The following is a 23,989-nucleotide window of genomic DNA, read 5'->3' on the forward strand; positions in this document are numbered from 1 at the left end:
CGCGGGTGGTTGCGCGGTGGTGTCGGTTGCTCGGGCTCGTGGGCGGTTGCGCGGCGCTGGAGCCTTCTCGCCCGGGGCGGGCTCAGGAGCGGTCCCTGCGCCGGTAGGCCAGCCCCGCCGCCAGCGCCCCGGCCAGCGCTCCTGCTCCCAGCGCGGAGTGCACCCCGATGCGCGCGGCCTTGCGGCCGGTCCGGAAGTCGCGGATCTCCCAGCCGCGCGAGCGCGCCGTCTCGCGCAGCCGTTGATCGGGGTTGACCGCGACGGCCTTCCCGACGACCGACAACATCGGCACGTCGTTGGCCGAGTCCGAGTAGGCGGTGCAGCGGCGCAGGTCCAGCCCTTCGCTGGCAGCCAGCGCGCGGACGGCGTGCGCCTTGGCCCGCCCGTGCAACATCTCACCCACGAGTCTGCCCGTGTAGATGCCCCTGGAGTGCTCGGCGACCGTTCCGAGCGCCCCGGTGAGCCCGAGCCGCCGCGCCATTATCTGGGCCAGCTCCACCGGGGTGGCCGTGACCAGCCACACGCGCTGCCCCGCGTCGAGGTGCATCTGGGCCAGCGCGCGCGTACCCGCCCAGATCCGGTCGGCCATGAGCTCGTCGTAGATCTCCTCGCTCAGCCCGACGAGGTCGGACACGTCACGCCCGGCCACGAAGGACAGCGCCTGCTCCCTGCTGCTCTGCAGGTCCTGGGCGTTCTCGGTCCCGGCCACGCGGAACTTCACCTGCTGCCAGGCGAACCCGATCAGGTCGGCCGCCTTGAAGAACTTCCTGGCGGCGAGCCCGCGGGCGAAGTGGAAGAGCGAGGCCCCCATCATCATCGTGTTGTCCACGTCGAAGAAGGCGGCGGCCGTCAGGTCGCGCGGTGCCGTCGCGTCGCCCCCGTCCGGGGCTGCGGTGACCGCTGCTTCGGCGGAGGCCTGCCCGGCCAGTTTGGCGCTGTCCAGGGATTCTTCCTGCGTCCGTTGGTTCGTTTCGGACGTGTTGCCGTGCTGATCCCCGTCGTTGGTTCTCTCGGCTGAGCCTGGCCATGTCGGCACCGCCGCGCCTCCCGGTGTCCTCCGGAGTCTGTTGCGTGTTGCTGTGGGCCTGCGGGCGGTCTGGCTGTTCATCGGTGGGTGCTGCGCCTACCGCCGGCATTCCTAGCTTAGAGGTATTGTCCGTTTCGGGTATTGACCCAGTCGGGGGCGGCAGTATTCCACCGTGGGGTGGGACACGTGTGTCCGGAGCTGTGGTGGCGGGGTGTCCCCGGTGCGGGGATGCTCGGGCGGCCCTTCCGGCCCGGTTCCTGCTCCGGTGCGCGCATCAGCGCGGGTCGTCGGGCAGCAGTTGGGCGAGTCTGCGGATGGCCCGGTGCTGCAGTGCCTTCACGGCACCTTCGTTGCGCTGCATGCGCTCGGCCGTCTCGGTGACGGACAGCCCCTGGAGGAACCGCAGCCTGATGCACTCGCGCTGGTCGGAGTTGAGTCTGCGGACGCAGTCCAGCAGCTCCGCGTGGGCGGCCTCGGCCAGCACCTGCTGCTCGGGACCGTTGTGGTGCGGGCCCCCGTTCCTGTTGGCCTCGCCGGGATCGGCCAGCGGGACCTCCAGCCTGTTGCGGCTGGACTTGATGTGGTCGAGCAGGAGGTTCTTCGCGATCGTGATGAACCAGGCGGCCACGTCGCGGCCCTGGTAGCTCACCGAGGCGATGCGCCGCAGCGCGCGGGCGAAGGTCTCGCTCGTGATGTCCTCGGCCAGGCAGTGGTCGCTGACGCGGAGCAGCACGTAGCGGTAGACCAGGTGCGAGTACTGGTCGTAGAGCATGCCGAACGCCTGGTCGTCACCGTTCTGCGCGGCGTGGACGTGGTTCCAGCCGCCCGTGCCGGACTGCTCCGGCGGGGCAGGTGCGGCCGTGCTCCCGGTCGGTTCCTCGGTGCCCGTCGGTTCCCGCAGCGCCGTGCTGAGCTGCCGGGTGCCGCCTCCCGAGTCGTCGGGGTGCGGCTGTTGAGCCACTTCGGGGAGGGCCGGGGGACGGCGCGGCGTCGGTTGGTGCTGAACCGTGGCCTGAAGCATGTCTGGTCCCTGGAGTCTTCGGTTGATCGTGCGAGCCTCGTCGGGGATCGGTTTTCAGGATCGGCAGCATACGTCTTGCTACTGCCCGGTAGGTAGTGTCTGAGGCCTTCGAATTGAGGTCGATTTCCGCGGTGCGACTTCGCCGCCCGGGGGCGCGCGCAAGCGCGTGGTCGGTGATTCCGGACACGCTCGGTGCGCCGTTCCCGTGCGGGCGGAGCGGCGGTGCGCGCCCGCCGGGGGTCTGTTGGACAATCGTCGGGCGGCAGCCGAAGTCGCGGTCGAAACGGGGTGATGCGGTGTGTCCGGCACGGTCGAGCACGAGGTGACGCTGCTCGTGCGGCAGAACTGTCCCGCCTGCGACACCGCCGAGACGGAGCTCGCCGAGGTGTGCTCCGAGCTCGGCGTGCCGTGGGAGGTGTCCGACGTCGACGCCGACGCCGAACTGCGGGCGGAGTTCGGTGACCGGGTTCCGGTGATTCTCGTCGACGGAGCCGAGCACGGTTTCTGGAAGGTGGAGCCGCAGCGGTTGCGGTCGGCGTTGACGCGCTGAACCCGGACGGTCACGGAGCGGGTTCCGCGAGTTCGGTCACCGCGCTCCGCCTCGCTCGCCCGGTGGGGAGAGTGCTCCCCCGGTGGGGGTATCTTTCGGCAACGGAAGCCCGCGTAGGCCGCATGCCACTCGTTTTGGCACGTCGGGGGGCTTTCGGGGATGATGCCTCGAGTGGGTGTGGGTCTCGTTACGACGGGGCCTTCCAACTTTGTGCATGTGTTCACAAATAGCTACGGTGGGCGGTGTCGTGTTGCCGGACTCGTTCCGCGGATTCTCCGCACGCGATCATCGGTGGCGTGCACACGCGTCCCCGGAAGTCACGACTTCGTGGTCGGTGCTGTGCCGAACCGGTCGCCGCTTTCCGAGACGAAGCGGCGGGTGGATCGCGCCCTTACCGGTCACCGACGAACGCACCAGCAGGCAGGTCGAGGGAGAGCCAGCGTGACGGCGCACGGAGAAGGCGTGCGAGACGGCGACGCGCACGGCGCGGAAGAGCCCGCATCGGAGCAGCAGTCGTCGGACGGGGTGGCCATCCCCGAGCCCCAGGACCGCGCCAAGGCGATCCCGGAGGCCGCCGTGGCCAGGCTCGCGGTGTATCTGCGCGTGCTGTCCGGCTTCGCCGAGCAGGAGGTCCACACCGTCTCCAGCGAGGAGCTGGCGGTAGCCGCCGGGGTGAACTCGGCGAAACTGCGCAAGGACCTCTCCTACATCGGTTCCTACGGCACCCGCGGTGTCGGTTACGAGGTCGCGGTGCTCATCGGGCAGATCGAGCGGACGCTCGGGCTGACCCAGCAGCACAGCGTCGCCGTGATCGGCATCGGTAACCTGGGGCACGCGCTCGCCAACTACGGCGGGTTCCCCAGCAGGGGATTCCCGGTCGCGGCGCTGTTCGACCTCGACCCGGACCTCATGGGGGTGCCGGTCGGAGGGATCCCCGTCGACCACGTCGACGACATCCCCCGCGTGTGCGCCGAGCGGGACGTCACCATCGGTGCGATCGCCACGCCGGCCAAGGGGGCGCAGGAGGTCTGTGACCGCCTCGTGCAGGCCGGTGTCCGGTGCGTTCTCAACTTCGCCCCCGTGGTTCTGCAGGTCCCCGAGGAGGTCGAGGTGCGCAAGGTGGACCTCGCGGTGGAGATGCAGATCCTGTCCTTCCACGTCGCCCGTCGCAGCCAGGAGACCTCGGAGTCCACCACCTCCGAGGCCGAGGCGGACGGCGCGGCGCAGTCGAAAACTCGTGATGTGAATGCCGGGGTCAACCCGGTGGACGGGATGGTGGTTCGGCCGTGAATCTGCTCACCGTCGGTCTGTCGCACCAGAGTTCCCCGGTACGGATGCTCGAACGTGTGGCTGTCGGTGCCGAGGACGTCGACAAACTGCTGCACGAGCTGCTGCGCAAGGAGCACATCTGCGAGGCGCTGCTCGTGGCCACGTGCAACCGTGTCGAGGTCTACGCGGTGGCGGAGACGTTCCACGGGGGACTCGACGACGTGACCTCGGTGCTGGCGCGGCACTCCGGCTCGGAGTTCGTGGAGCTGGCCGACCACCTCTACGTGCACTACGCGGGGGCCGCCGTCGAGCACATGTTCTCGGTGGCCTCGGGACTGGACTCCATGGTCGTCGGTGAGGCCCAGATCCTGGGGCAGCTCCGCCAGGCCTACGGCGACGCGGACCGCGCAGGAACGGTCGGCAAGACGCTGCACGAGCTGGCCCAGCAGGCGCTGCGCGTCGGCAAGCGGGTCCACTCCGAGACCGACATCGACTCGACCGGGGCCTCGGTCGTGTCCGAGGGACTGGCCGACGCGGAACGCGCGCACGGAGGGCTGACGGGACGCTCCGCCCTGCTCGTCGGGGCGGGCTCCATGGGCGCGCTGGCAGCGGCGCAGCTCAAGCGCCTCGGGATCTCCGACGTGGTGATCGCCAACCGGACCCCCGAGAACGGGGCCAGGTTGGCCGAGTCCCTGCGGGCGGACGGCCTGGCCGCGGACACGGTGGCCCTGGACGGGCTGACCCGGGCCGTGCGCGCGGCGGACGTGGTGGTCACCTGCACCGGCGCTGTCGGTGCCGTGGTCGACGCGGAGACCGTTTCGGCCGCCCTGGCCGAGCGCTCCTCCGAGCGGCCGCTGGTGTTCTGCGACCTCGGGCTGCCCAGGGACACCGAACCGGAAGTGGACGAGCTTCCGGGAGTCACCGTGGTGGATCTGGAATCGCTGCAGCGCAGACTCGCCGACGAGAACGGCGGCAGCGCGGAGCAGGACGCCTCGGCCATCATCGCCGAGGAGGTCCGCTCCTACCTGGCCGCCCAGCGTTCCGCCGAGGTGACCCCGACGGTGACCGCGCTGCGCAAGCGGGCGGCCGAAGTGGTGGACTCCGAGCTGCTTCGCCTGGATTCGCGGCTGCCCGAACTCGACACCGACGTTCGCGAGGAGCTCACGCGCACTGTCCGCCGCGTGGTGGACAAACTGCTGCACACTCCGACCGTGCGGGTCAAGCAACTGGCGTCGGCGCCGGGTGGTTCCGGCTACGCCGACGCGCTCCGCGAGCTATTCGAACTGGATCCGCAGACCGCCGCCGCCATCGGTACTCCGCAGGCAGTGGAGGACGGAGAACGGTCGAGCCAGGCTGTGAGCACCTCCGTCTCGCACGCCCAGCGGACGCAGGCCACGGCTGTCTCGCGAGATCGCTCCGAACAGGACGGTGAGGACCGTTGACGAACACTCTCCGCATCGGCACCAGGGGAAGTGCTCTCGCCATGGCGCAGAGCACTGCGGTTGCCGAGGAGCTGGAGCGTGCGGGCTACACGACCGAGCTGGTCCGGGTCTCCACCCCCGGTGACCAGTCGCAGGCCCCGATCAGCGAGATCGGTGTCGGCGTGTTCACCTCGGCGTTGCGCGAGGCGCTCGCCGCGGGTGAGGTCGATGTGGCGGTGCACTCCTACAAGGACCTGCCCACCGCTGCCGATCCCAGGCTCGCGCTGGCCGCGGTCCCCTCCAGGGAGGACCCGCGGGACGCGCTGGTGGCGAGGGACGGTCTGACGTTGGGCGAACTACCCCCGGGCTCCGTTGTGGGGACCGGTTCGCCGCGCCGCGCCAGCCAGCTCGAAGCCCTCGGACTGGGGCTGGAGGTGCGCGGTATTCGTGGCAATGTGGACACCCGTATGCGCAAGGTGACCGACGGTGAGCTGGACGCCGTCGTGCTCGCCCGCGCGGGTCTGGCCAGGGTGGGCCGACTCGAGGTGGTCACTGAATCGCTCGATCCGCTGCAGATGCTGCCCGCACCCGCCCAGGGCGCGTTGGCAGTGGAGTGCCGCGTCGAGGACGTGGACACCGAGCACTTGCTGCAGTCCGTGTTGGACGATGAGGCCAGCCGCGTCGCGGTGGCCGCCGAGCGCGCCATGCTGGCAGCGCTCGAGGCCGGCTGCAGTGCGCCCGTGGGCGCACTGGCCGGAGTGGTGGAGGACCTCGACGAGGACGGCCGCGCGGTACGGCGGCTGTCCATGCGCGGGGTGGCGGCAACCGAGGACAACGAGTTGCTTCGCGCATCCGCCACTGGTGAGACGACCGCCGCTGAGCAGCTGGGCAACGGCATCGCCGCCCAGCTGCTCGAAGCCGGGGCCGCGCTGCTCAGCGGGCCCGGCAGTAGTTGATGGGGAGTGCCCTGATGACCCGAGCACGTAATACCCCCGGACGAGTGGCATTCGTGGGCTCCGGCCCCGGTGATTCGGGCCTGCTCACCGTCCGGGCGAAGCATTTGCTCACACACGCGTCACTGGTGGTGACGGATCCGGACGTTCCGGCCGATGTGTCCGCGCTGGCGGACGAGGCCGCCGAGGTGCGTCCCGCCGTCGGCGAGCCGTCCGACGTTGCGGGCAACCTGGCCGAGGAGGCGCAGACCGGCAGGCCGGTGGTGCGCCTGGTTTCCGGGGACCCGTTCACCGCGGACGCGGTGGTTCGCGAAGTACAGGAGGTCGCCAAGACCGACGTCTCCTTCGAGGTGGTTCCCGGTGTGTCCGGCGGAACCGCGGTCCCGGCCTACGCGGGTGTCGCGCTCGGCTCCGCGCACGCCGAGGTGGATGTCCGGGGCGAGGTGGACTGGGCGGCGTTGGCCAACACCAACGGCCCCCTGGTGCTGCACGCCGCGGGCAGTCACCTGGCCGAGGCCGCTTCCGCGCTGGTCGAGCACGGGATGAACCCCCAGACCCCCGTCGCGGTCACCGCTTACGGGACCACCGTCTCGGAGCGCACCATCGACACCACGCTGTCCTCGATGGCCGGCGACGCCGGTGAGCTGCAGGGTTCGCTGGTCGTCACCGTCGGCCAGGTCGCCGGGAACCGCAGCGGGCTGTCCTGGTGGGAGACCAGGGCGCTGTACGGGTGGAAGGTGCTGGTCCCGCGGACCAAGGACCAGGCGGGCGCGATGAGCGACCGGCTGTGGTCGCACGGCGCCGTCTCCCACGAGGTGCCCACGATCTCCGTCGAGCCCCCGCGCAGCCCGGCCCAGATGGAGCGGGCCGTGAAGGGGCTGGTGGACGGCCGCTACCAGTGGGTCGTGTTCACCTCGGCCAACGCGGTCCGCGCCGTGTGGGAGAAGTTCCACGAGTTCGGGCTGGACGCCAGGGCCTTCTCCGGCGTCAAGATCGCCTGCGTCGGCGAGGCCACCGCGGAGAAGGTGCGCTCCTTCGGCATCAACCCGGAGCTGCTGCCCTCCGGTGACCAGTCCAGCGAGGGGCTGCTCCAGGATTTCCCCCCGCACGACGAGGTCCTCGACCCGGTGGCCAGGGTGCTGCTGCCGCGGGCCGACATCGCCACCGAGACCCTTTCGGCCGGGCTGACCGAGCGCGGCTGGGAGGTGGACGACGTGACCGCCTACCGCACGGTCCGCGCCGCCCCGCCGCCGGCCGAGACGCGCGAGATGATCAAGACCGGTGGTTTCGACGCGGTGTGCTTCACCTCGTCCTCCACCGTCCGGAACCTGGTCGGCATCGCCGGCAAGCCGCACGCCAGGACCCTGGTGGCCTGCATCGGGCCCAAGACGGCCGAGACGGCCAAGGAGTTCGGGCTGCGCGTGGACGTGCGGCCGGACGTGGCGCAGGTCCCCTCGCTGGTGGACTCGCTCGCCGAGCACGCGGCCCGGTTGCGGGCCGAGGGCGCGCTGCCGCCGCCGAAGAAGGCCAAGCGGACCCGGCGCTCCTGATCCGCGGGGTGGGGTTTCCCCGGAAACCCCACCCTCTCCCGACCGGTTCGCGCTCGGGGGCGCGGGAGCCCGTGCGGGCGTCGATCGAGGTCTCCGGGCGATCCCGCGGGCGGTTCGGGGGTTTCGGCGTGGTCGCGTCTACACGCACCGCCCGGGCCGGAGCGCGCGTCCCGCCAGTCGGCACCGCCGCGGGACCACCCGAGCAAGCCATGTTGCCCAGAATCCTTACTCCCACGTGAGGTGCTGCCATGTATCCCGCAGTCCGTCCGCGCAGGCTGCGCCGCAACGCGGCGTTGCGCCGCCTCGTCTCCGAGACCGACGTCCGGCCCCGGCACCTGGTGCTGCCGATGTTCGTTCACGAGGGGGTCAGCGAACCGGTGGAGATCCCCTCCATGCCGGGGGTGCTGCACCACACCAGGGATTCGCTGCGCAGAGCGGCCGTGGATGCGGTCCGGGCCGGTGTCGGCGGGTTGATGCTGTTCGGCGTCCCCACGCGGCGGGACGCCTCCGGATCGGCGGCCGCCGACCCGGAGGGCGTGCTCAACGTGGCGCTGCGGGACCTCGCCTCCGAGGTCGGGGACGAGACGGTGCTCATGGCCGACACCTGCCTGGACGAGTTCACCGACCACGGTCACTGCGGCGTGCTGGACGACACGGGCAACGTGGACAACGACCGGACGCTGCGGCTGTACGGGGAGATGGCCCTGGCGCAGGCCGAGGCCGGTGCTCACGTGCTCGGTCCCAGCGGGATGATGGACGGCCAGATCGGCGCCATCCGGGAGTCGCTGGACGCTGCCGGTTTCCACGAGACCTCGCTGTTCGCCTACTCCGCCAAGTACTCCTCCGCGTTCTTCGGTCCGTTCCGCGACGCCGTCGACTCCCAGCTCTCCGGGGACCGCAAGACCTACCAGCAGGATCCGGCCAACGGGCGGGAGGCCCGGCGCGAGGTGGAGCTGGACCTGGCCGAGGGCGCGGACATGGTGATGATCAAGCCGGGCACGTCCTACTTGGACCTGGTCCGGCAGACGGCCGAGACCTCCCCGGTTCCGGTGGGGGCCTACCAGGTCTCGGGGGAGTACTCGATGGTCGAGGCCGCCGCCGAGCGCGGCTGGTTGGACCGGCAGCGGACCGTGCTGGAGATGTTGACCTCGGTGCGTCGCGCCGGGGCGGACATCGTGCTGACCTACTGGGCGACGCAGGCCGCGCGCTGGCTGCGCGACGAGCCTGCGGGGGACGAGCCTGCGGGGGAGTCCTCGTGACCACGGGATGGAACTCCGGCCCGCCTCAGGGAGACCCGGTGCGGGGAGACGGCGGGAACGCCCCCGCCTCCCCGCCCCGTTCGGTGTGGCTCGCCCGCTGGCTGTGGATCGCCGCGGCTGTGGTCGGCTTCGCGCGTTCGGTGATCCAGATGTCCGACCGCAGGGCGCTGGTCGAGGAGCTGCGCACGCTGAACCCCGAGCTGGCCCAGCACGAGGTGGACGCGGCCGTCAACGGCGGGATCATGTTCTCGCTGCTGCTCGTGCTCGCCGTGGCCGCGCTGTACGTGCTCCTCGGGAACAAGATGGCGCGGGGTCGGAACTGGGCGCGGGTGGTCATCCTCGTGATCACGGGGATGCTCGTGGTCAGCACCGCTTTCACGCTGATCACCACGGGGTCGGGAACTCCGACCGCCTCGGTCGAGGGGGTGCCCAGCATGGCTCTGGGGCCGCTGAGCCTGGCCTTCGGAGTCGTGATCGCGCTGCTGGACGCGGCCGTGTTCGTGCTGCTGCTGCGCCCGGAGTCGCGGAGGTTCTTCGCCGAGGTCAAGCGGAGCGGCGCTCGTTGATCGAGACCTTCCGGGGCGGTCCGCTCGGTTGGCCGCGCCGCGGCGGCGCCGCTTGATCGGCGGCCGGGGCGCTCGCCGCTGGACGGGAGAGCTGTGACGCTCGGGACTCGCCCGTGCTCGCAGTGCGTATAACGGTTGGTTACGACCGATGGACACGCCGGGCCCGGGTTTCTACTGTTTGCGCGTGACTTCTCCGCAGAATCCGTGGCAGCAGGACCCGTCGCAGCAGCCCGGGTACCAGTCCGGTACGCCCTCGGGCGGGTTCCCGCAGCAAGGCTACCCACAGCAGCCCTATCAACAACAGCCCTACCAGCAGCAGGGATATCAGCAGGGCGCCTACGGCGCCAATCCCTACGCGGCACCTCCGGTGCAGGGGGGTGAGCTCGCGGCCGCGCATCGCCCGACGACGATCAACGTCGCTTTCTGGATCGCGATCATCGCCCCCATCGTGGTGACCCTGCTCACCGCCGGATTCATGTTCTCGACCACTCAGATGGCCGACGAAATGCTCGCGAGCACCGAGTTCTGGACGACTGCCCCGAACGTCTCGGACCCCGCCGGCCTGGCGAGGGCCGCGATCATGGGAATCTTCGGCTTCTTCATCTTCGTCTTCGCCGTGCTGACCGGGCTCTGGATCCTGTTCGGCTTCAAGATGCGGGCCGGCCGCAACTGGGCGCGGATCACGCTGACCGTGTTCGCCGGGATCTGGATCTTGTTCATGCTGTCTTTTCTGTTCGGTAACGGCTTCACCTCGATGGTTTTCGGTGGCCAGACGAATGTGGAACCGCCCGCTTCGCTGGTGGTGTTGGACATCTCCTCCGGAGCGGTCAGCGTCATCGCGATGATCGCCTTCCTGGTCCTGGTGTGGATGCGGCCGTCCAACTGGTTCTTCAAGGCGGTGCGGCACGGCTGAACCGGAGCCCGAGCGCTCCGGCGGTGGCCGCGGAGCAGCACGCCGACCGCGAGGCGTGGGCCGTTCCGGGATACCTTCGGGAGGATGGACACGTCGCGATCGTCGCTCGCCGGGGGCCCGCCCGCGTTGCGCGCAGGCCTCGGGCTCTGGGGCGCGCTGGGGGTATTCCTGATCGTCCGCGCGACGATCGCCTGGGCCGAGTTCGGTTCGCTGCGGGACCGACTGATCGACGTTCGCGACGTCCCCGAAGCCCAGGCCGCTTCCATGGTCCGGAACCTGCTGCTGGTGAACACCGCTGTCGCCGTGGCGCTGACCGCGGGGTACGTGGTGCTGGCCCTGCTGGTGCTGCGGCGGCGCTCCTGGGCACGCGTCCTGCTCACGGTGCTCGCGGCAGGGCACGTGCTGTTCGTGCTGGCCTTCGGCACGTGGACGCCCACGAACCTGGTCGTGCTGCTGCTCGCGGTGCTGGCCTGGGCCTGCTTCTGGCGCAGGAGCACCTCGGAGTGGTTGGCCGGTGACCGCGACTGACCGAGCTCTCCCGAGGCCTCCCGCTCGGTTCGCGCGAGGTGCGCACCGCACCGGCAGAGCCGCCGGGGCCCTCCGCGGCGATCCGCCGTGCGATCCTGGCCGCGTGCGGGATTCCGAAAGCGCGGCGAGCTCGACCGGGACACGTCCGCCGGGGCTGCACCAGCCCCGGCGACTGGTGGTCTTCGGGATCGAGCTGGTGCTCGCCGCCCTGCTGGTCGCGACGGCCTTCCCCGCCTGGGGGAACTCGGTGGTCCACATCGACCTCCCCGCGGCCTCCGGCGGGGTGGTCGTCTCCAGGATGCTGGGAAGCTGGGTCACGCTGGCCGTGCTCGCGGTGACCGCGGCCGGTCTGCTGCTGCTGGACGGGCTCCGGCAGCTGATGCTCGGGGTGGGAGGACGCTCCGGCGCGCGGGACTCCACGCAGCCGCCCCTCGAGGACGAACCGCTCGACCACCCCTCCTGACCGGTCCCGCGCCGTCCCGTGGAGGGTTGTCCCGGGGCCGCCCCGCCCCGAGGCGTGCAAGATGTACCACCCGGCGCGGGGGAGGCCCGACCCCCCGGAGTTCTCCGGCTGGCAGACTGGAAGCGTGACTGCCGATACTCCCGCGAACTCCACGTCGTCCGCATCCGAAACCGCGCCACGCTCCGCGGAGCTGTTCGAACGCGCGGAGGCCGTGACGCCCGGCGGGGTCAACTCCCCGGTGCGCGCCTTCCACTCGGTGGGCGGGACACCGCGGTTCATGGTTCGCGGTGAGGGCGCCTACATCTGGGACGCCGACGACAACCGCTTCGTGGACCTGGTCTCCTCGTGGGGCCCGATGGTCAACGGCCACGCGCACCCGGACGTGGTCGAGGCGGTGCGCGAGGTGGCCTCCAACGGGCTGTCCTTCGGCACCCCGGCCGCGGGGGAGATCGACCTCGCCCAGGAGATCATCGACCGGGTCGAGCCGGTCGAGCACGTGCGGCTGGTCAACTCGGGGACCGAGGGCACGATGACCGCGATCAGGCTGGCGCGCGCCTTCACCGGGCGCAGCAAGGTCGTCAAGTTCGCCGGTTGCTACCACGGGCACGTCGATTCGCTGCTGGCCGGAGCGGGCTCCGGGGTGGCGACTCTCGGACTGCCGAGCATTCCCGGGGTGACCGGCGCCCAGGCCGCCGACACCATCGTGGTCGACTACAACGACATCGAGGCCGTGCGCACGGTCTTCGCCGAGCACGGCGACGACATCGCCTGCGTGATCACCGAGGCCGCCGCGGGCAACATGGGGGCCGTGGCACCGCGCGAGGGCTTCAACGCCGAACTGCGGGAGATCACCCGTTCCGCCGGTGCGCTGCTGGTGATGGACGAGGTGATGACGGGCTTCCGGGTGTCGCGCTCCGGCTGGTACGGCCTCGACGGCGTCGCGGGCGATCTGTACATCTTCGGCAAGGTCATGTCCGGCGGGCTGCCCGCGGCCGCGTTCGGGGGACGCGCCGACGTGATGGACCTGCTGGCCCCGCGGGGCCCGGTTTACCAGGCGGGGACCCTGGCCGGTAACCCGGTGGCCGTGGCCGCGGGGCTGGCCAACCTGCGCGCCGCCGACGACGCGGCCTACGCGGCCCTGGACCGCAACTCCGCCAGGCTCGGCGAGCTGCTCACGGAGTCGCTGAGCGCCCAGGGGGTGCCGCACCAGGTCTCCTTCGCCGGGAACATGCTCAGCGTCTTCTTCACCGAGACCCCGGTGCGCGACTTCGCCGGGGCGAAGTCGCAGCAGACCTGGAGGTTCCCCCCGTTCTTCCACGAGCTGCTGCGGCGCGGTGTCTACCCGCCGCCGAGCGCCTTCGAGTGCTGGTTCGTCAACTCGGCCATGGACGACACCGCTTTCGAGGTCATCGCGGAAGCGCTGCCGCACGCGGCGAGAGCGGCAGCTGCGGCCGGTTCGGAGGCGGGGAAGTGAGCGGAAGAACCACCGTCGTCCACTTCGTGCGTCACGGCGAGGTGCACAACCCGGAGGGCATCCTGTACGGGCGCCTTCCCGGTTACCGGCTCTCCGAGGAGGGCCGGCGCCAGGCCAAGCTGGTCGCGGGCTTCCTCGCCGATCGCGACGTCAGGACGGTGCACGCTTCCCCGATGCAGCGGGCCGCGGAAACAGCCTCACCCGTGGCCGAGCAGCACGCCTTCGACATCACCACGGACGAGCGCCTCATCGAGGCGGAGAACCGCTTCGAGGGGTGCAGGGTGTCGGTGGGGGACGGGGCGCTGCGTTCCCCCCGGCACTGGCCGAAGCTGTGGAACCCGCTCCGTCCGTCCTGGGGGGAGGCGTACCTGCGCATCGCCCACCGGATGCTGGCCGCTGCGCACCGGGCGCGTGACGCCGCGGGCACCGGCGAGGCCGTCTGCGTCTCGCACCAGCTTCCGATCTGGACACTGCGGCGTTTCCTCGAGGGCAAGCCCCTGTGGCACGATCCGCGCAAGCGGCAGTGCTCGTTGGCCTCCGTGACCAGCCTGGTTTTCCGCGACGAGGAGTTCGAACGGCTGTTCTACACCGAACCCGCGGGTGAGACGGACGCGAGAGCGAGTGGTGCATGAAGTCGAACCGTCGGCGGCTTCGAGCCGGTAGGCGATGGCTGGTCCTGGCGACCGTGGCGTTGCTCGGTCTGCTGTCCGGATGCGCGGGCGGCGACGGGAGCGCGGTGAGCGAGAACGGGGAGTTCACCTTCGTCTCCCCGGGCGGCAGGACCAGGCTGTTCTACCCGCCGGACGAGCGCGGCCGGGTGACCGGCCTCAAGGGCGATTCCCTGGAGAACTCGGACCGGCGGATCCGGCTGTCCGATTTCGAGGGCGAAGTCGTGGTGCTCAACATCTGGGGCTCGTGGTGCCCGCCCTGCCGGGCCGAGGCCGAGGACCTGCAGGCGGTGCAGGACACCCTCGGTGACCAGGGGGTGCAGTTGCTCGGCATCGACGTGCGGGACAACCGGAACGCCGCGCAGGACTTCGTGAACAACTTCGGCGTCACCTATCCGTCGATCTTCGACCCCTCCGGGCGCGCCATGCTGGCCCTGGACGGCTTCCCGCGCAGCACGACTCCGGCGACCGTGGTGCTGGACCGCGAGCACCGGGTGGCGGCGATCTACCTGACGGCAATCACCAAGGAGGAGCTGCTGCCCAAGGTGCGCGACATCGCGAACGAGGGCGCGGGGTCCGGCTCCGAGAAGACCGGCTCGAAGGGAGTCGGCTCCGCGGAGCAGGAGTCGCGGGCTCCCGGCTCCGGCGGCACGAACTAGCGGGACCCGCCGGCGGTCCGTCCCTGCGAGAACGCGAGAACGGTGGTGCGGTTCCGCCCACCGGCGCGGGTTTCAGCGCTCGCGCGGTTCGGCTCGCACGGGAGGGGGAGCGGGTGCGAAACCGCTCGCCCGTCGACCGCTCGGACCGAGCGGGTGCGCCTCCGACTTGCGCGGACATCTCGTGTGGTCCCGCTCACCAGGGGCGCTGTCTTCTCCCGCGAAAGGCTTACCTACCCTCGGCGGTGTGGATCCGCATGCGCTGGCAGAGTCCGGACCGCTGCTTCTGGCGGTCGGGTTCGCCGCGCTCGCCGGTGTGGTCAGCTTCGCCTCGCCCTGCGTGGTGCCGCTGGTCCCCGGCTATCTGGCCTATCTCGCCGGTGTGGTCGGAGCCGAGGCTCCCGCCGTCGATGTTTCGGAAACCGACGAGGCACGTCGCGGACGTTGGCGTGTGGCGGGCGCGGCGGCCCTGTTCATCCTCGGCTTCACGGTCGTGTTCCTGCTGACCACCATGCTCGTGTTCGGGCTCTCGGACGCGCTGCTGGCCAACGAGCCGGTGCTGCGCCGCGTCGGTGGGGTCGTCACAGTGCTCATGGGGCTGGTTTTCCTCGGAGCTTTCCCGGCCCTGCAGCGCGACGTGCGGATCCACCGCGTACCACGTGGCGGTGTCTGGGGAGCCCCGTTGCTCGGTGCGGTGTTCGGTCTCGGCTGGACACCTTGCATCGGCCCCACTCTCGGTGGGGTGATCTCGCTGGCCTACACCACCGAAGCAGTCAACGGTGACGTGGTGCGGGGCGCGTTCCTGGTGCTGGTCTACTGCCTCGGCCTCGGCATCCCGTTCGTGGTGCTCGCCCTCGGCGCGCGTTGGGCGGTGCGGAGCACCGGGTGGCTGCGCAGACACGGCCGGGCCATTCAGCTCGTCGGCGGAGGCCTGCTGGTGCTGGTCGGCTTGCTGCTGGTCACCGGCCTCTGGGGAAACATGATCGCCGAACTGCGCGTCCCGATCAACGGATTCGAGTTGCCGATTTGATGAGCACTTCGTTCTTGCGGCGCACCCTGAGCTTCCTGCGCAACACCTGGCGCGGGTTGACCTCCATGCGCACCGCCCTGGTCCTGCTTTTCCTGCTCGCGCTCGCGGCGCTGCCCGGAGCGCTGCTGCCGCAGTGGTCGCTGAACGAGGACAACGTCAGGGAGTTCTCCGACAACTACCCGACCCTGGCGAAGGTCCTGGACGCCGTCGGGGCGTTCAACGTCTTCAGCTCCGTCTGGTTCGCGGCCATCTACGTGCTGCTGTTCGTGTCACTGATCGGGTGCCTGCTGCCGCGCAGCGTGCACTACCTGCGTCAGCTGCGCGCGCGTCCGGTGCGCACGCCGCGGAACCTGGCGAGGATGCCGCATCACGCGAGCGGGACCGTCGACCGCTCCGCGGAGGAGATGACCGCGGTCGTCCGGCGCAGGCTGCGCCGTTGGCGGACCGAGGAGGCGACCGAGGCGGACGGCTCGCGCACGATCAGCGCCGAGCGCGGTTACCTGCGGGAAGCGGGCAACCTGGTCTTCCACTTCGCCCTAGTCGGGCTGCTGATCACTGTCGCCGGTGGTCAGCTCATGCGTTACGAGGGCCAGGTCGTGGTGCAGGCCGACGGGTCGAGCTTCTGCAACTCGGGCACGTACAACTACGACTCCTTCCAGGCAGGCCCCACCGTGGACGGAACCAGCCTGAGCGAGTTCTGCCTGCGGGTGAAGGACTTCGACGTGCGCTACCTGGCTTCCGGCCAGCCCAACAACTTCCACGCCGACATCGAGTACCAGTCGGGCGAGGCGCTGGAGACCGGCAACTGGAAACCGCACCACCTCGAGGTGAACAATCCGCTGCGCACGGCCGGGGACCGGGTTTACCTCACGGGCAACGGTTACACCCCGGTGTTCACGGTGACCTTCCCGGACGGGCAGCAGCGAACCAAGAAGACCCAGTGGAAACCGGTCAACACCGGCACCATGCTCTCGCAGGGGGCCACCAAGTTCGACCGGCCGGACATGCCCGACGAGCAGCGGCGGCACCAGAACCAACTGGCGATCAGGGGACTGTTCGCGCCGACGGCGCAGCTGAACGGCAAGGTGCTCAGCTCGAGCTTTCCCGCGCTGAACGACCCGATGGTCGCCGTGGACGTGCTCAAGGGCAAGCTCGGTTTCGCCACCGGGGAGAGCCAGTCGATCTTCAACGTGAACCAGGAACTGATCGACTCCGGGCAGCTGGAGCGGGTCGACCGGCAGAACCTGGCCGTCGGCGATTCGGTGCGTCTGGAAGACGGGACCACCATCAGGTTCGACGGTGTGCAACGGTGGGTGAACCTGCAGGTCTCGCACAACCCGTTCCAGCAGTACGTCCTGGTGTTCGCGCTGACGGTCGTCGTCGGTCTCGGCGCCTCGCTGAGCATCAAGCGGCGCAGGATCTGGGTGCGGATCACTCCGGCCGGAGCGGGAACCGGAACCACCGAAGCGGACGCGGAGGAGTCGGACGGCAACACTTCCGTCGAGATCGGCGGACTCGCCCGTACCGATCAGGCCGGATACGGCGAGGAGTTCACCAGAATCGCCGAAGAGCTGCTGGTGAGCGGGCGTGGGGCCACCTCCTCCCCGGTGGCGGGGGACAACTCCCGCGGAAGGAGTAGTTGATGCAGGTCAACGGGACGCTGTCTACGTTGAGCGACATGGCTTTCGCGACTTCGGTCGCCGTCTACGTTCTCGCCATGCTGCTGTACTTCGCCGAGTTCGCCTCCGCGCGAGCGCGGGACGCGGCGGAGGAGAGCGCGGCCGAGCCCGTGCCCGCGGGCGGGGGCGGCTCCACGGCGGGGGGATCGCAAGGTCCCGTCGTGGGACGGCTGGAACCGGAGCCGCGCAAGCCGTGGTCCGAACGCTTCGGCGGGATGGCCGTGGCCGTCACGGTGCTCGCGACTCTCGTGCACGCCTTCTCCCTGGTGACCCGCGGCTTCGCCGTGGGGCGCGTGCCCTGGGGGAACATGTACGAGTTCGGCTCGGCCATCTGCCTGGTCGCCGTCGTGGCGTGGTTGGTGGTGCTCTACCGGCAGTCCCGCCCCCGGCGCAAGGCCACCACCGCTCCCCGCCTGCGCGGTCTCGGCGGGTTCGTGCTGCTGCCGACCACGCTGCTGCTGTTCCTGTCCGGGACGGCGCTGTACGCCAAGGCCTCCCAGCTGCAGCCCGCGCTGCAGTCCTACTGGATCTGGATCCACGTTACCGCCGCCATCGTCTCCACCGGCGTCTTCATGGTGGCCGGTGTCACCAGCATGATGTTCCTCGTCCGGCTGCGGTACGAGAACAACCCGCTGAAGTCGGAGCGGATCGGCAGCAGGCTGCCCGCCAGCCAGCTGCTGGACCGGGTGGCCTACCGGGCCACCGTGCTGATCATGCCGGTGTGGACGTTCGCGATCATCGCGGGCGCGATCTGGGCCGAAGCCGCGTGGGGACGTTTCTGGGGCTGGGACCCCAAGGAGACCTGCTCCTTCATCGCGTGGATCGTCTACGCGGCCTACCTGCACGCCCGGGCGACCTCGGGGTGGCGCGGCACCCGCGCGGCCTGGATCAACATCTTCGGACTGGCCGTGATGGTGTTCAACCTGTTCTTCATCAACATCGTCATCTCCGGGCTGCACTCCTACGCGGGGCTGTGAGACCCGCGGGGGGAGGAGCCGGGGCGGCAGGGTCCTCGCGCACCGGTCGACACCGTCCGTAAGATCGCGGTTGCCGTGCCCGGTCCGATGCCCGGACCGGTTTCGCGCCGCGGTGGACGACCGCTTCCGGCGAGTGCCGTCCGGCGCGGACTCGGCCTCACCCGCGAACTGCCGTGCGCGCGGACCGGTGGCTCTCGATTCGTTCTTGGAGGATTCGAACGGTGACCGGAAGACAGGACGAGCCGGGGCCCCGCTGGGACTCGGAACAGGGCTCCTCCGACGCGACGCCGAACCCGAACGCCGCTGCTGCCGAGAGCGGTTCCCGGCCGGAGCACTCGGTGCCCGACTACGGTGCCGGTTCCGGGGCGAGCGCTCCCCAGGGGGGCGATCCCGCCGCCGGTGCGAATCCGTCCGGGGACGCGGGGGCGCATCAGCAGCAGCCGGGGGCGCCCGGCGGAGCTCCTCCTCCGCAGCAGGTTCCGGGACAGCCGTACTCCGGTCCCAATCCCGTGGTGCCGCCCTACGTGAACCCCGCGGCTTCGGGGCCTCAGCAGGCTCCTGGAGCGGAGCAGTACCGCATGCAGTCCGGGCCTTACCAGACTCCGGGCTCTTCCGGCGCGCACCAGGTGTGGGGTGGACAGTCCGGGCCCTACCCGGCCCCTCCCGGACAGCAGCCCCATCCTCCGCAGGGGTATCCGCAGGGGCACCCGCAGCCGCAGCAGGGGCAGTCCTTCCCGGCGCAGCAGCAGGTTCCCGGCCAGCACGACCCGGCACTGGGGCAGGACCTCTCCTCGGCGCAGCTGGTGCGGCAGGTCAAACGGCCCCCGCAGTCCGGCTGGCGACGTGCCGTCTACCTGGCCAGCGGGAAGACGATCAATCCGGGGGAGAGCCCGGCCGACGTCCGCAGGCGCGAACTGATCAATCGCATCAACCAACCGCTGCAGGGCTGCTACAAGATCGCGATGCTCAGCCTGAAGGGCGGGGTGGGCAAGACCACCACCACGGCCACGCTCGGCTCCACGTTCTCCTCGCTGCGCGGTGACCGCGTGATCGCGGTGGACGCGAACCCGGACCGGGGGACGCTGGGGCAGAAGATCCCGATGGAGACCACGGCGACGGTGCGGCACCTGCTGCGCGACGCCCAGCGCATCCGCAAGTACAGCGACGTCCGCTCGTATACCTCGCAGGGGCCGAGCAGGCTCGAGGTGCTGGCCAGCGAGCAGGACCCGGCCGTTTCGGAGGCCTTCAGCGAGTCCGACTACCACACCACGGTGTCGCTGCTGGAGCACTTCTACAACATGGTGCTCACCGACTGCGGAACAGGTCTGATGCACTCGGCCATGAAGGGCGTGCTCGACGTGGCCGACTCCCTGGTGATCGTCTCACCCGGTTCGGTCGACGGAGCGCGCAGCGCTTCGGCCACACTGGACTGGCTGGACGCGCACGGTTACGGCGAGCTGGTCGCGCGCTCCGTGGCGGTGATCAACTCGGTGCGGCCGGGGTCGGGCAAGGTCGATGTGGACAAACTGGCAGCGCACTTCGGGGCCAGGTGCCGCTCGGTCTCCCGGATTCCGTTCGATCCCCACCTCGAGGAGGGCGCCGAGGTGGACCTGGACCAGCTCGCCGCGCCCACCAGGCTGGCCCTGCTCGAGCTCGCCGCGAGTGTTGCCGATGACTTCCCCCACGCTGCCGGGAGGCAGTAGGGGCTCTTCGGGTGGGTCCCGTTGCTCGGGTGGTCGCTTGGCGGAACCTCAGTCGGGGTCTCGCTGCTCCGATCCTCGACATCGGGTAGGCACCTACACAACGTCGAGGCTGTCCTCGCGAGACCCGTGACTGAGAACCCCCGGCGGTGCCGGTTGCCCAGGCTCGTAAGCGCTTTCGTTGGAGCGAGCCTCTTGGTCGGGAGTTGCTGTCCGGGTTCGCGTCGGTTCGGACCTATTGCGGCGGTGCCGACTGCTCGGGCTCAACGCGCCTGCGTTGAGCGGAGGCTTTCGCCGGGAGTTCCTGTCCGGGAGCCCTTGTCCGGTGGGGCTGGCTGCGTAGACGGTGTTTCGGCGCTGCGCGCCGGGAAGATATCGGGTCAAACCGGCGGTGCCGGTTGATCGGGTGGTGATGAGCGGCCGACGCCGCTCACCACCACCCGATCAACTGTTCAGCGGTTTTCCTCACCGGGCTTGTTCTGCTGCTCCGCGATCCTGCGGAGGAATTCCGGATCGTCGTCGGGAGCCGGGCGTCCGGGCTGTGCGTCCTCCCGCTGTTCGAGTGCTTCGCGCACCGGGCCGAAGCCCTTCCACAGGAGCACGACCAGTGTCACCGCACCGATCGCAGCCAGGGCGTAGAGCATCGTGGCCACCTCCGTTCTCTCCCCGCTCCCAGGTTAGCGGAACACGCTCGGAACTGACAGACACCTGATGTGTACGGTCGCACACCGAACGAGTTCAGTGGCGGCGCCTCGCGGACCCCTTCCGGATCTGCGCTCGAAGTTCCGAGTGCTTGATCGGGACTCCGGCTCGTCCGAAAAGAACTCTTGGTCCGCTTCGTGTCGATTTCACGGTACCCGCCCAGGGAAGGGGAAATCGAGCGCGACCCCGATAAGGGCGGCAGGCTCGGCTCCGGCGAACCCGCGACGACAGCCACGCGGGCGAGTTCGTCAGCCCCCGTTCACCGCGTCCACATCGCTGGTCAGCTCGGCGAGCATGGTGCGGACCTCGGATTCGCGGAACCTGCGGTGCCCGCCGGGCGTGCGAATCGACCCGATCCGACCGGCGGTGGCCCACCTGGTCACTGTCTTCGGGTCGACGCGGAACATAGCGGCGACCTCTCCTGGAGTGAGCAGTTGATCCTGGCTGTTCTGCGGAAGCTGCTGGGTCGACGCTGTCACTGATGACCTCCACGGTCGAAGTTGGTATCCGGGCATTCCGGTCGCATCCTGGCACTCCTGGTGCCGGGTACTCGAACAGTTGGGTCCAGGTAAAGGGAAAGTAAGGGACGAAAAGTGCGGTTCGGGCGACCTGCGACTTTTCGGAACGCACCGGTGTTCGCGGCGCCCGCGGGCCCGGTTCGCGGTCGATTGCTCCGAACGTGTTTCGAGTCACTTCCGCCCGGAGTGCTCCGGCCGCCGATTCCGTTTCGGGAGGAGTCAGCGGCGGGATCTCCTCCCGGAGGCGTTTCGCCGAACGGGCGGTTCCGCGTTCGCGGCCGTCCTCTACCCTGGCTGAGGTGCAGCAACAGCAGGGAACCCCCGACTTCGAGTCGGGTGACCAGAACTCTCGGGAGGAGCGGAAGTCGAACCGGTTGGCGCTCGACATCGCTCTCTACACCGTGGCCCGCTTCGGCCTGCTCGCCGTGCTGGCGGGGGTGCTCGTGCTTTTCCGGGTTCCGCTGCTCGTGGCCCTGGCCGTTGCCGTGGTGGTGGCGATGCCGCTGTCCCTGGTGATCTTCTCGGGGCTGCGCCGCCGAGTGGCCGAGGGGATGGCCGAGCGAAGCCGTGTACGTCGCGAGCGGAAGGAGCGACTGCGCGCGCAGCTCCGCGGAACGGCCGATCCCTCGCCGGTGGAACCCGATGCGGTGGAGCCCGATGCGCAGGACTCGGAATCGGATCGCAGGCAGGAGTAGCACGGGTCGGCGCTGGGCGCTCGCAGCCGGGCGGTGGGGGAAGTCCGTGGCGACTTCACCCGGGCGAGTGCCCATGACGACCGCGGCGGAAAATCTCCGTCAGGCATCCTGAGGTCCATGTCTCGTGAATCAGGTGTCGGTTTCCCGCGTGGATCGAGGGGTACGGCGGGCGTTTCCCTGGGCGTCGGGGTGCTGTTGGTCACTCTCGCCGGGTGCTCCGGTGGCGGCTCCACCACGAACGGACCCGGGAGCTCCTCCGCGCCCTCCCCCAGTTCCTCCGGCGTTTCGACCACACGGGAGGTTCCCGAGCAGGAGCGGGAACGACTGGGGAGGTTGTCCGCCGGGCGGCTGTGCGAACTGGTGGGACCGGAAGAACTGGGGCGCTCGGCCTTCCCGGTGGAGTCCGGAAGCTCGGAGGAGGTGAGCTTCAACCCGCCGGTGCGGGGATGTCGCTTCCCCGAGCGGGAAGGCGAGCGTTCCGTGCTGATCGCCGCGCAGCCGGACGGCTACCACGAGCTCGGCGGCGAGGAGGTCACCTCGTTGCCGGTTACCGCTTCGAGCGCGTCGCACGTCAACGACTGCACCGTCTACTCCGATGTCGCCGGGGCGACTCTGCAGGTAACGGTGACCGCTCCTGACGCGGACTCCGCGCAGTGCGACACGGCGACCGAGGTGTCGCGTCGCGTGCTGCGCCCGCTGGCCTACTGACCGGGGCGCTGTCCGCCTCCCGCTGCGGGGGCCGTGCTGCGGAGGTTCCTGCGGACCGGACTCGAATATTACGAAAAGGAAACATTTTCAGCGTATTCGCGATCCTCCGCACGGGCGATTGCTAGGCAGAGTCCCGACATCACCGCAGCGATCGGCAGGAGAGGCGTTGACGGCACTGGCGCGGGTGACGACTACCCAGTTGCAGGGGTATGGCGAACTGCTGCAACGCAACGCGGAGTACTTCGGCAAGATCGAGGAGTACACCAACCAGACGGCCTCGGACACCAGCGGCTTCACCGGGGTCATGGCGGCCCTGATCCCCGTGGTGGAGGGGGTGACCACCCTGTACTCCGAGACCTTGCAGCTGGCCAAGTCCCGTCTCACTCAGGTCCGGGAGGAACTGGACAAGACGGCCGAGGAGTACGAGGAGCGCGAGCAGAAGATCAAGATGATGCTCGACAAGATCTCCTCGGAACTCGACGGGATGCGGGTCTGAGCCCGCTTACCGGGAGGGCCGGGTCCCGGAAGCGGGTTCGGCGCTCGGTGCCGACCGCCCGCGGCGCGGCCAGCTGCGCGCGGCGGACGTCGGCGTTTTCGCTCACGGACGAGGAGAAGGGGGAACTCAGTGGCGTTGTTCGAGGACACTGCCGATCCGTTGGCCAAGCTCGAACCCGAGGTGAGCGACGATACCTCGGAAGGGCTCAAATCGGCGATCGAGGGGGCCAGCTGGCAGGTTCAGGGGATCAACTGGATCTACGAGCAGGTGACCGGTCAGAACCTGGTCGAGTCGTTGATCTCGCCGATCACCGGCGATTTCGCCAAGATCGAGCAGAACGCCAAGGCGTGGACGGCTGTGGGCAAATCGCTGCGGGCGATCCGCGAGAACATCAATCACGGTGCCAGCGATCTGCGCGAGAGCTGGGAGGGCGAGGCCGCGGCCTCCTTCGAGGCCATGATCGTCGGGACCTGGACCGTTGCCCTCGAGGCCGACGCCGCGGTGGCCGATCTGATCAGCCAGGGCTTCACGAAAGCGGCCGAGACCTCGAAGATGCTGTGCTCGAAGATCCTCGAGCTGCTGACCAAGCTGGTCAACAGGCTGATCCAGGCCGCCTGCACCGCCTGGATCCCGGTCGGGGGCTGGGCGAACGCGGTGCGTCTCGTGCTGCAGTGTGTCGACCTCGTTTTCATGATCATGGACATGATCGCTGCGCTCAAGCAGATGTACGAGGGCGTCCAGCAGATGATCAACGGGGTCAAGGACGCGGGCACCTCGCTGTCCAAGATAAAGGAGATCGCCAGCGGTGACGGTCCGCGCAGCACCGGGGACGCCGTCAACGCGGTCCTGGACCAGAGCAGCGAGCTCAGCAGCGCCGTGTCCGGGGTGAAGGACGGGGCCACGCAGGTGGCCGACGGGGCCACGCAGGTGCGGGACGGGGCCACGCAGGCGCGCCAGGACGCCCCGCAGATACGCGACCAGGCCTCCCAGGCGCGGCAGACCTACTCCGAGATGCGCAGCGGCGATGGTTCCGCGCAGCAGGACGGTTCCGCTTCCACCTCGTCCTCCGGCTCCCGGGACGACGGTGGGACCTCGGGCTATCAGACGTCCATGTCGGGGACCCTGTAGCGGATTCGTCGTGTTCGTGAGGGAGGAGTTCGTGCGGG

General features: G+C 69.8%; 25 protein-coding genes. 21 read left to right on the forward strand and 4 right to left on the reverse strand.

What is annotated here, in order from left to right:
* Positions 1-82: 82 nt before the first annotated feature.
* Complete coding sequence (locus tag G9Q41_RS05325; protein WP_092525724.1) at positions 83-1,036, reverse strand: HAD-IB family hydrolase; 954 nt, start codon at positions 1,034-1,036, stop codon at positions 83-85.
* A 265-nt stretch (positions 1,037-1,301) separates the two neighbouring features.
* Positions 1,302-2,048 carry a sigma-70 family RNA polymerase sigma factor gene (locus tag G9Q41_RS05330; RefSeq protein WP_175455139.1) on the reverse strand — a complete coding sequence of 249 codons (747 nt, stop codon included), beginning with the start codon at positions 2,046-2,048 and terminating at the stop codon, positions 1,302-1,304.
* Between the two features lie 298 nt (positions 2,049-2,346).
* Between G9Q41_RS05330 and G9Q41_RS05335 the strand changes: the two genes are divergently transcribed.
* The 17 genes from G9Q41_RS05335 to G9Q41_RS22610 all read left to right on the forward strand — a co-directional run bounded on the left by G9Q41_RS05335 (position 2,347) and on the right by G9Q41_RS22610 (position 19,707).
* Positions 2,347-2,598 carry a glutaredoxin family protein gene (locus tag G9Q41_RS05335; protein ID WP_092525726.1) on the forward strand — a complete coding sequence of 84 codons (252 nt, stop codon included), beginning with the start codon at positions 2,347-2,349 and terminating at the stop codon, positions 2,596-2,598.
* Between the two features lie 441 nt (positions 2,599-3,039).
* The gene (locus tag G9Q41_RS05340; protein ID WP_165631918.1) at positions 3,040-3,888 is read left to right on the forward strand and encodes a redox-sensing transcriptional repressor Rex; all 849 of its coding nucleotides are present in this window, start codon (positions 3,040-3,042) and stop codon (positions 3,886-3,888) included.
* A complete protein-coding gene (locus G9Q41_RS05345) occupies positions 3,885-5,309 on the forward strand; it encodes a glutamyl-tRNA reductase (RefSeq protein WP_165631917.1) in 1,425 nt (474 codons plus the stop codon). The genes G9Q41_RS05340 and G9Q41_RS05345 overlap by 4 nt, the downstream gene beginning before the upstream one ends.
* Positions 5,306-6,244, forward strand: a complete 939-nt coding sequence (hemC, locus tag G9Q41_RS05350) for a hydroxymethylbilane synthase (protein ID WP_165631916.1) — start codon at positions 5,306-5,308, stop codon at positions 6,242-6,244. The genes G9Q41_RS05345 and hemC overlap by 4 nt, the downstream gene beginning before the upstream one ends.
* A 14-nt stretch (positions 6,245-6,258) precedes the next feature.
* Entirely contained in the window at positions 6,259-7,791 is a 1,533-nt protein-coding gene (locus G9Q41_RS05355; RefSeq protein WP_092525734.1) for a bifunctional uroporphyrinogen-III C-methyltransferase/uroporphyrinogen-III synthase, read from the forward strand.
* A gap of 248 nt (positions 7,792-8,039) precedes the next feature.
* Positions 8,040-9,050 carry a porphobilinogen synthase gene (hemB, locus tag G9Q41_RS05360; protein WP_165631915.1) on the forward strand — a complete coding sequence of 337 codons (1,011 nt, stop codon included), beginning with the start codon at positions 8,040-8,042 and terminating at the stop codon, positions 9,048-9,050.
* Positions 9,047-9,616, forward strand: coding sequence for a hypothetical protein (locus G9Q41_RS05365; protein WP_165631914.1), 570 nt, complete (start codon positions 9,047-9,049; stop codon positions 9,614-9,616). The genes hemB and G9Q41_RS05365 overlap by 4 nt, the downstream gene beginning before the upstream one ends.
* Positions 9,617-9,800: 184 nt before the next feature.
* Positions 9,801-10,529: a hypothetical protein gene (locus G9Q41_RS21470; protein WP_207630559.1), complete on the forward strand. Its 729-nt coding sequence runs from the start codon at positions 9,801-9,803 to the stop codon at positions 10,527-10,529.
* Between the two features lie 84 nt (positions 10,530-10,613).
* The gene (locus G9Q41_RS05375) at positions 10,614-11,057 is read left to right on the forward strand and encodes a hypothetical protein (protein WP_165631913.1); all 444 of its coding nucleotides are present in this window, start codon (positions 10,614-10,616) and stop codon (positions 11,055-11,057) included.
* 103 nt (positions 11,058-11,160) lie between these two features.
* Positions 11,161-11,520 carry a hypothetical protein gene (locus G9Q41_RS05380; RefSeq protein ID WP_165631912.1) on the forward strand — a complete coding sequence of 120 codons (360 nt, stop codon included), beginning with the start codon at positions 11,161-11,163 and terminating at the stop codon, positions 11,518-11,520.
* 124 nt (positions 11,521-11,644) lie between these two features.
* The gene (gene hemL / locus G9Q41_RS05385; RefSeq protein ID WP_165631911.1) at positions 11,645-12,994 is read left to right on the forward strand and encodes a glutamate-1-semialdehyde 2,1-aminomutase; all 1,350 of its coding nucleotides are present in this window, start codon (positions 11,645-11,647) and stop codon (positions 12,992-12,994) included.
* Positions 12,991-13,626 (forward strand): histidine phosphatase family protein, encoded by a 636-nt coding sequence (locus tag G9Q41_RS05390; protein WP_092525745.1) that lies wholly within the window; start codon positions 12,991-12,993, stop codon positions 13,624-13,626. Before hemL ends, G9Q41_RS05390 begins: the two co-directional genes overlap by 4 nt.
* Entirely contained in the window at positions 13,623-14,321 is a 699-nt protein-coding gene (locus G9Q41_RS05395; RefSeq protein WP_165631910.1) for a TlpA disulfide reductase family protein, read from the forward strand. The genes G9Q41_RS05390 and G9Q41_RS05395 overlap by 4 nt, the downstream gene beginning before the upstream one ends.
* 244 nt (positions 14,322-14,565) lie before the next feature.
* A complete protein-coding gene (locus tag G9Q41_RS05400) occupies positions 14,566-15,348 on the forward strand; it encodes a cytochrome c biogenesis CcdA family protein (RefSeq protein WP_092525748.1) in 783 nt (260 codons plus the stop codon).
* Positions 15,348-16,991 (forward strand): cytochrome c biogenesis protein ResB, encoded by a 1,644-nt coding sequence (locus G9Q41_RS05405; RefSeq protein WP_165631909.1) that lies wholly within the window; start codon positions 15,348-15,350, stop codon positions 16,989-16,991. Before G9Q41_RS05400 ends, G9Q41_RS05405 begins: the two co-directional genes overlap by 1 nt.
* Positions 16,991-18,004, forward strand: a complete 1,014-nt coding sequence (ccsB, locus tag G9Q41_RS05410) for a c-type cytochrome biogenesis protein CcsB (protein ID WP_165631908.1) — start codon at positions 16,991-16,993, stop codon at positions 18,002-18,004. The genes G9Q41_RS05405 and ccsB overlap by 1 nt, the downstream gene beginning before the upstream one ends.
* 221 nt (positions 18,005-18,225) lie before the next feature.
* The gene (locus G9Q41_RS22610; protein ID WP_165631907.1) at positions 18,226-19,707 is read left to right on the forward strand and encodes a MinD/ParA family protein; all 1,482 of its coding nucleotides are present in this window, start codon (positions 18,226-18,228) and stop codon (positions 19,705-19,707) included.
* A 449-nt stretch (positions 19,708-20,156) separates the two neighbouring features.
* On the opposite strand, the gene G9Q41_RS05420 is transcribed toward G9Q41_RS22610, so the two are convergent.
* Together G9Q41_RS05420 and G9Q41_RS21790 are read right to left on the reverse strand one after the other, a co-directional pair.
* Positions 20,157-20,348 carry a hypothetical protein gene (locus G9Q41_RS05420; RefSeq protein ID WP_165631906.1) on the reverse strand — a complete coding sequence of 64 codons (192 nt, stop codon included), beginning with the start codon at positions 20,346-20,348 and terminating at the stop codon, positions 20,157-20,159.
* A gap of 306 nt (positions 20,349-20,654) precedes the next feature.
* A complete protein-coding gene (locus tag G9Q41_RS21790; RefSeq protein WP_092525758.1) occupies positions 20,655-20,885 on the reverse strand; it encodes a BldC family transcriptional regulator in 231 nt (76 codons plus the stop codon).
* Positions 20,886-21,223: 338 nt separating this feature from the next.
* On the opposite strand from G9Q41_RS21790, the gene G9Q41_RS05430 reads away from it, so the two are divergent.
* The 4 genes from G9Q41_RS05430 (at position 21,224) to G9Q41_RS05445 (ending at position 23,951) form a co-directional block, all read left to right on the forward strand.
* The gene (locus G9Q41_RS05430; protein ID WP_207630557.1) at positions 21,224-21,619 is read left to right on the forward strand and encodes a DUF4229 domain-containing protein; all 396 of its coding nucleotides are present in this window, start codon (positions 21,224-21,226) and stop codon (positions 21,617-21,619) included.
* A 117-nt stretch (positions 21,620-21,736) separates the two neighbouring features.
* Positions 21,737-22,327, forward strand: coding sequence for a DUF3558 domain-containing protein (locus G9Q41_RS05435; protein ID WP_165631905.1), 591 nt, complete (start codon positions 21,737-21,739; stop codon positions 22,325-22,327).
* A gap of 166 nt (positions 22,328-22,493) precedes the next feature.
* Complete coding sequence (locus G9Q41_RS05440) at positions 22,494-22,823, forward strand: type VII secretion target (protein WP_165631904.1); 330 nt, start codon at positions 22,494-22,496, stop codon at positions 22,821-22,823.
* Positions 22,824-22,952: 129 nt separating this feature from the next.
* On the forward strand, positions 22,953-23,951 hold the full coding sequence (locus G9Q41_RS05445; RefSeq protein WP_165631903.1) for a hypothetical protein: 999 nt from the start codon (positions 22,953-22,955) through the stop codon (positions 23,949-23,951).
* Positions 23,952-23,989: the final 38 nt, after the last annotated feature.

It is taken from the genome of Actinopolyspora sp. BKK2 (assembly GCF_011291845.1).
Lineage (GTDB): Bacteria > Actinomycetota > Actinomycetes > Mycobacteriales > Pseudonocardiaceae > Actinopolyspora > Actinopolyspora saharensis.

What these genes read in the sequence shown, in the direction of transcription:
- G9Q41_RS05330 (WP_175455139.1), bottom strand. Translation starts at nt 2,048, where the DNA reads ATGCTTCAGGCCACGGTTCAGCACCAACCGACGCCGCGCCGTCCCCCG.
- G9Q41_RS05355 (WP_092525734.1), top strand. Translation starts at nt 6,259, where the DNA reads ATGACCCGAGCACGTAATACCCCCGGACGAGTGGCATTCGTGGGCTCC.
- hemB (WP_165631915.1), top strand. Translation starts at nt 8,040, where the DNA reads ATGTATCCCGCAGTCCGTCCGCGCAGGCTGCGCCGCAACGCGGCGTTG.
- G9Q41_RS05375 (WP_165631913.1), top strand. Translation starts at nt 10,614, where the DNA reads ATGGACACGTCGCGATCGTCGCTCGCCGGGGGCCCGCCCGCGTTGCGC.
- G9Q41_RS05395 (WP_165631910.1), top strand. Translation starts at nt 13,623, where the DNA reads ATGAAGTCGAACCGTCGGCGGCTTCGAGCCGGTAGGCGATGGCTGGTC.
- G9Q41_RS05405 (WP_165631909.1), top strand. Translation starts at nt 15,348, where the DNA reads ATGAGCACTTCGTTCTTGCGGCGCACCCTGAGCTTCCTGCGCAACACC.
- ccsB (WP_165631908.1), top strand. Translation starts at nt 16,991, where the DNA reads ATGCAGGTCAACGGGACGCTGTCTACGTTGAGCGACATGGCTTTCGCG.
- G9Q41_RS05420 (WP_165631906.1), bottom strand. Translation starts at nt 20,348, where the DNA reads ATGCTCTACGCCCTGGCTGCGATCGGTGCGGTGACACTGGTCGTGCTC.
- G9Q41_RS05435 (WP_165631905.1), top strand. Translation starts at nt 21,737, where the DNA reads ATGTCTCGTGAATCAGGTGTCGGTTTCCCGCGTGGATCGAGGGGTACG.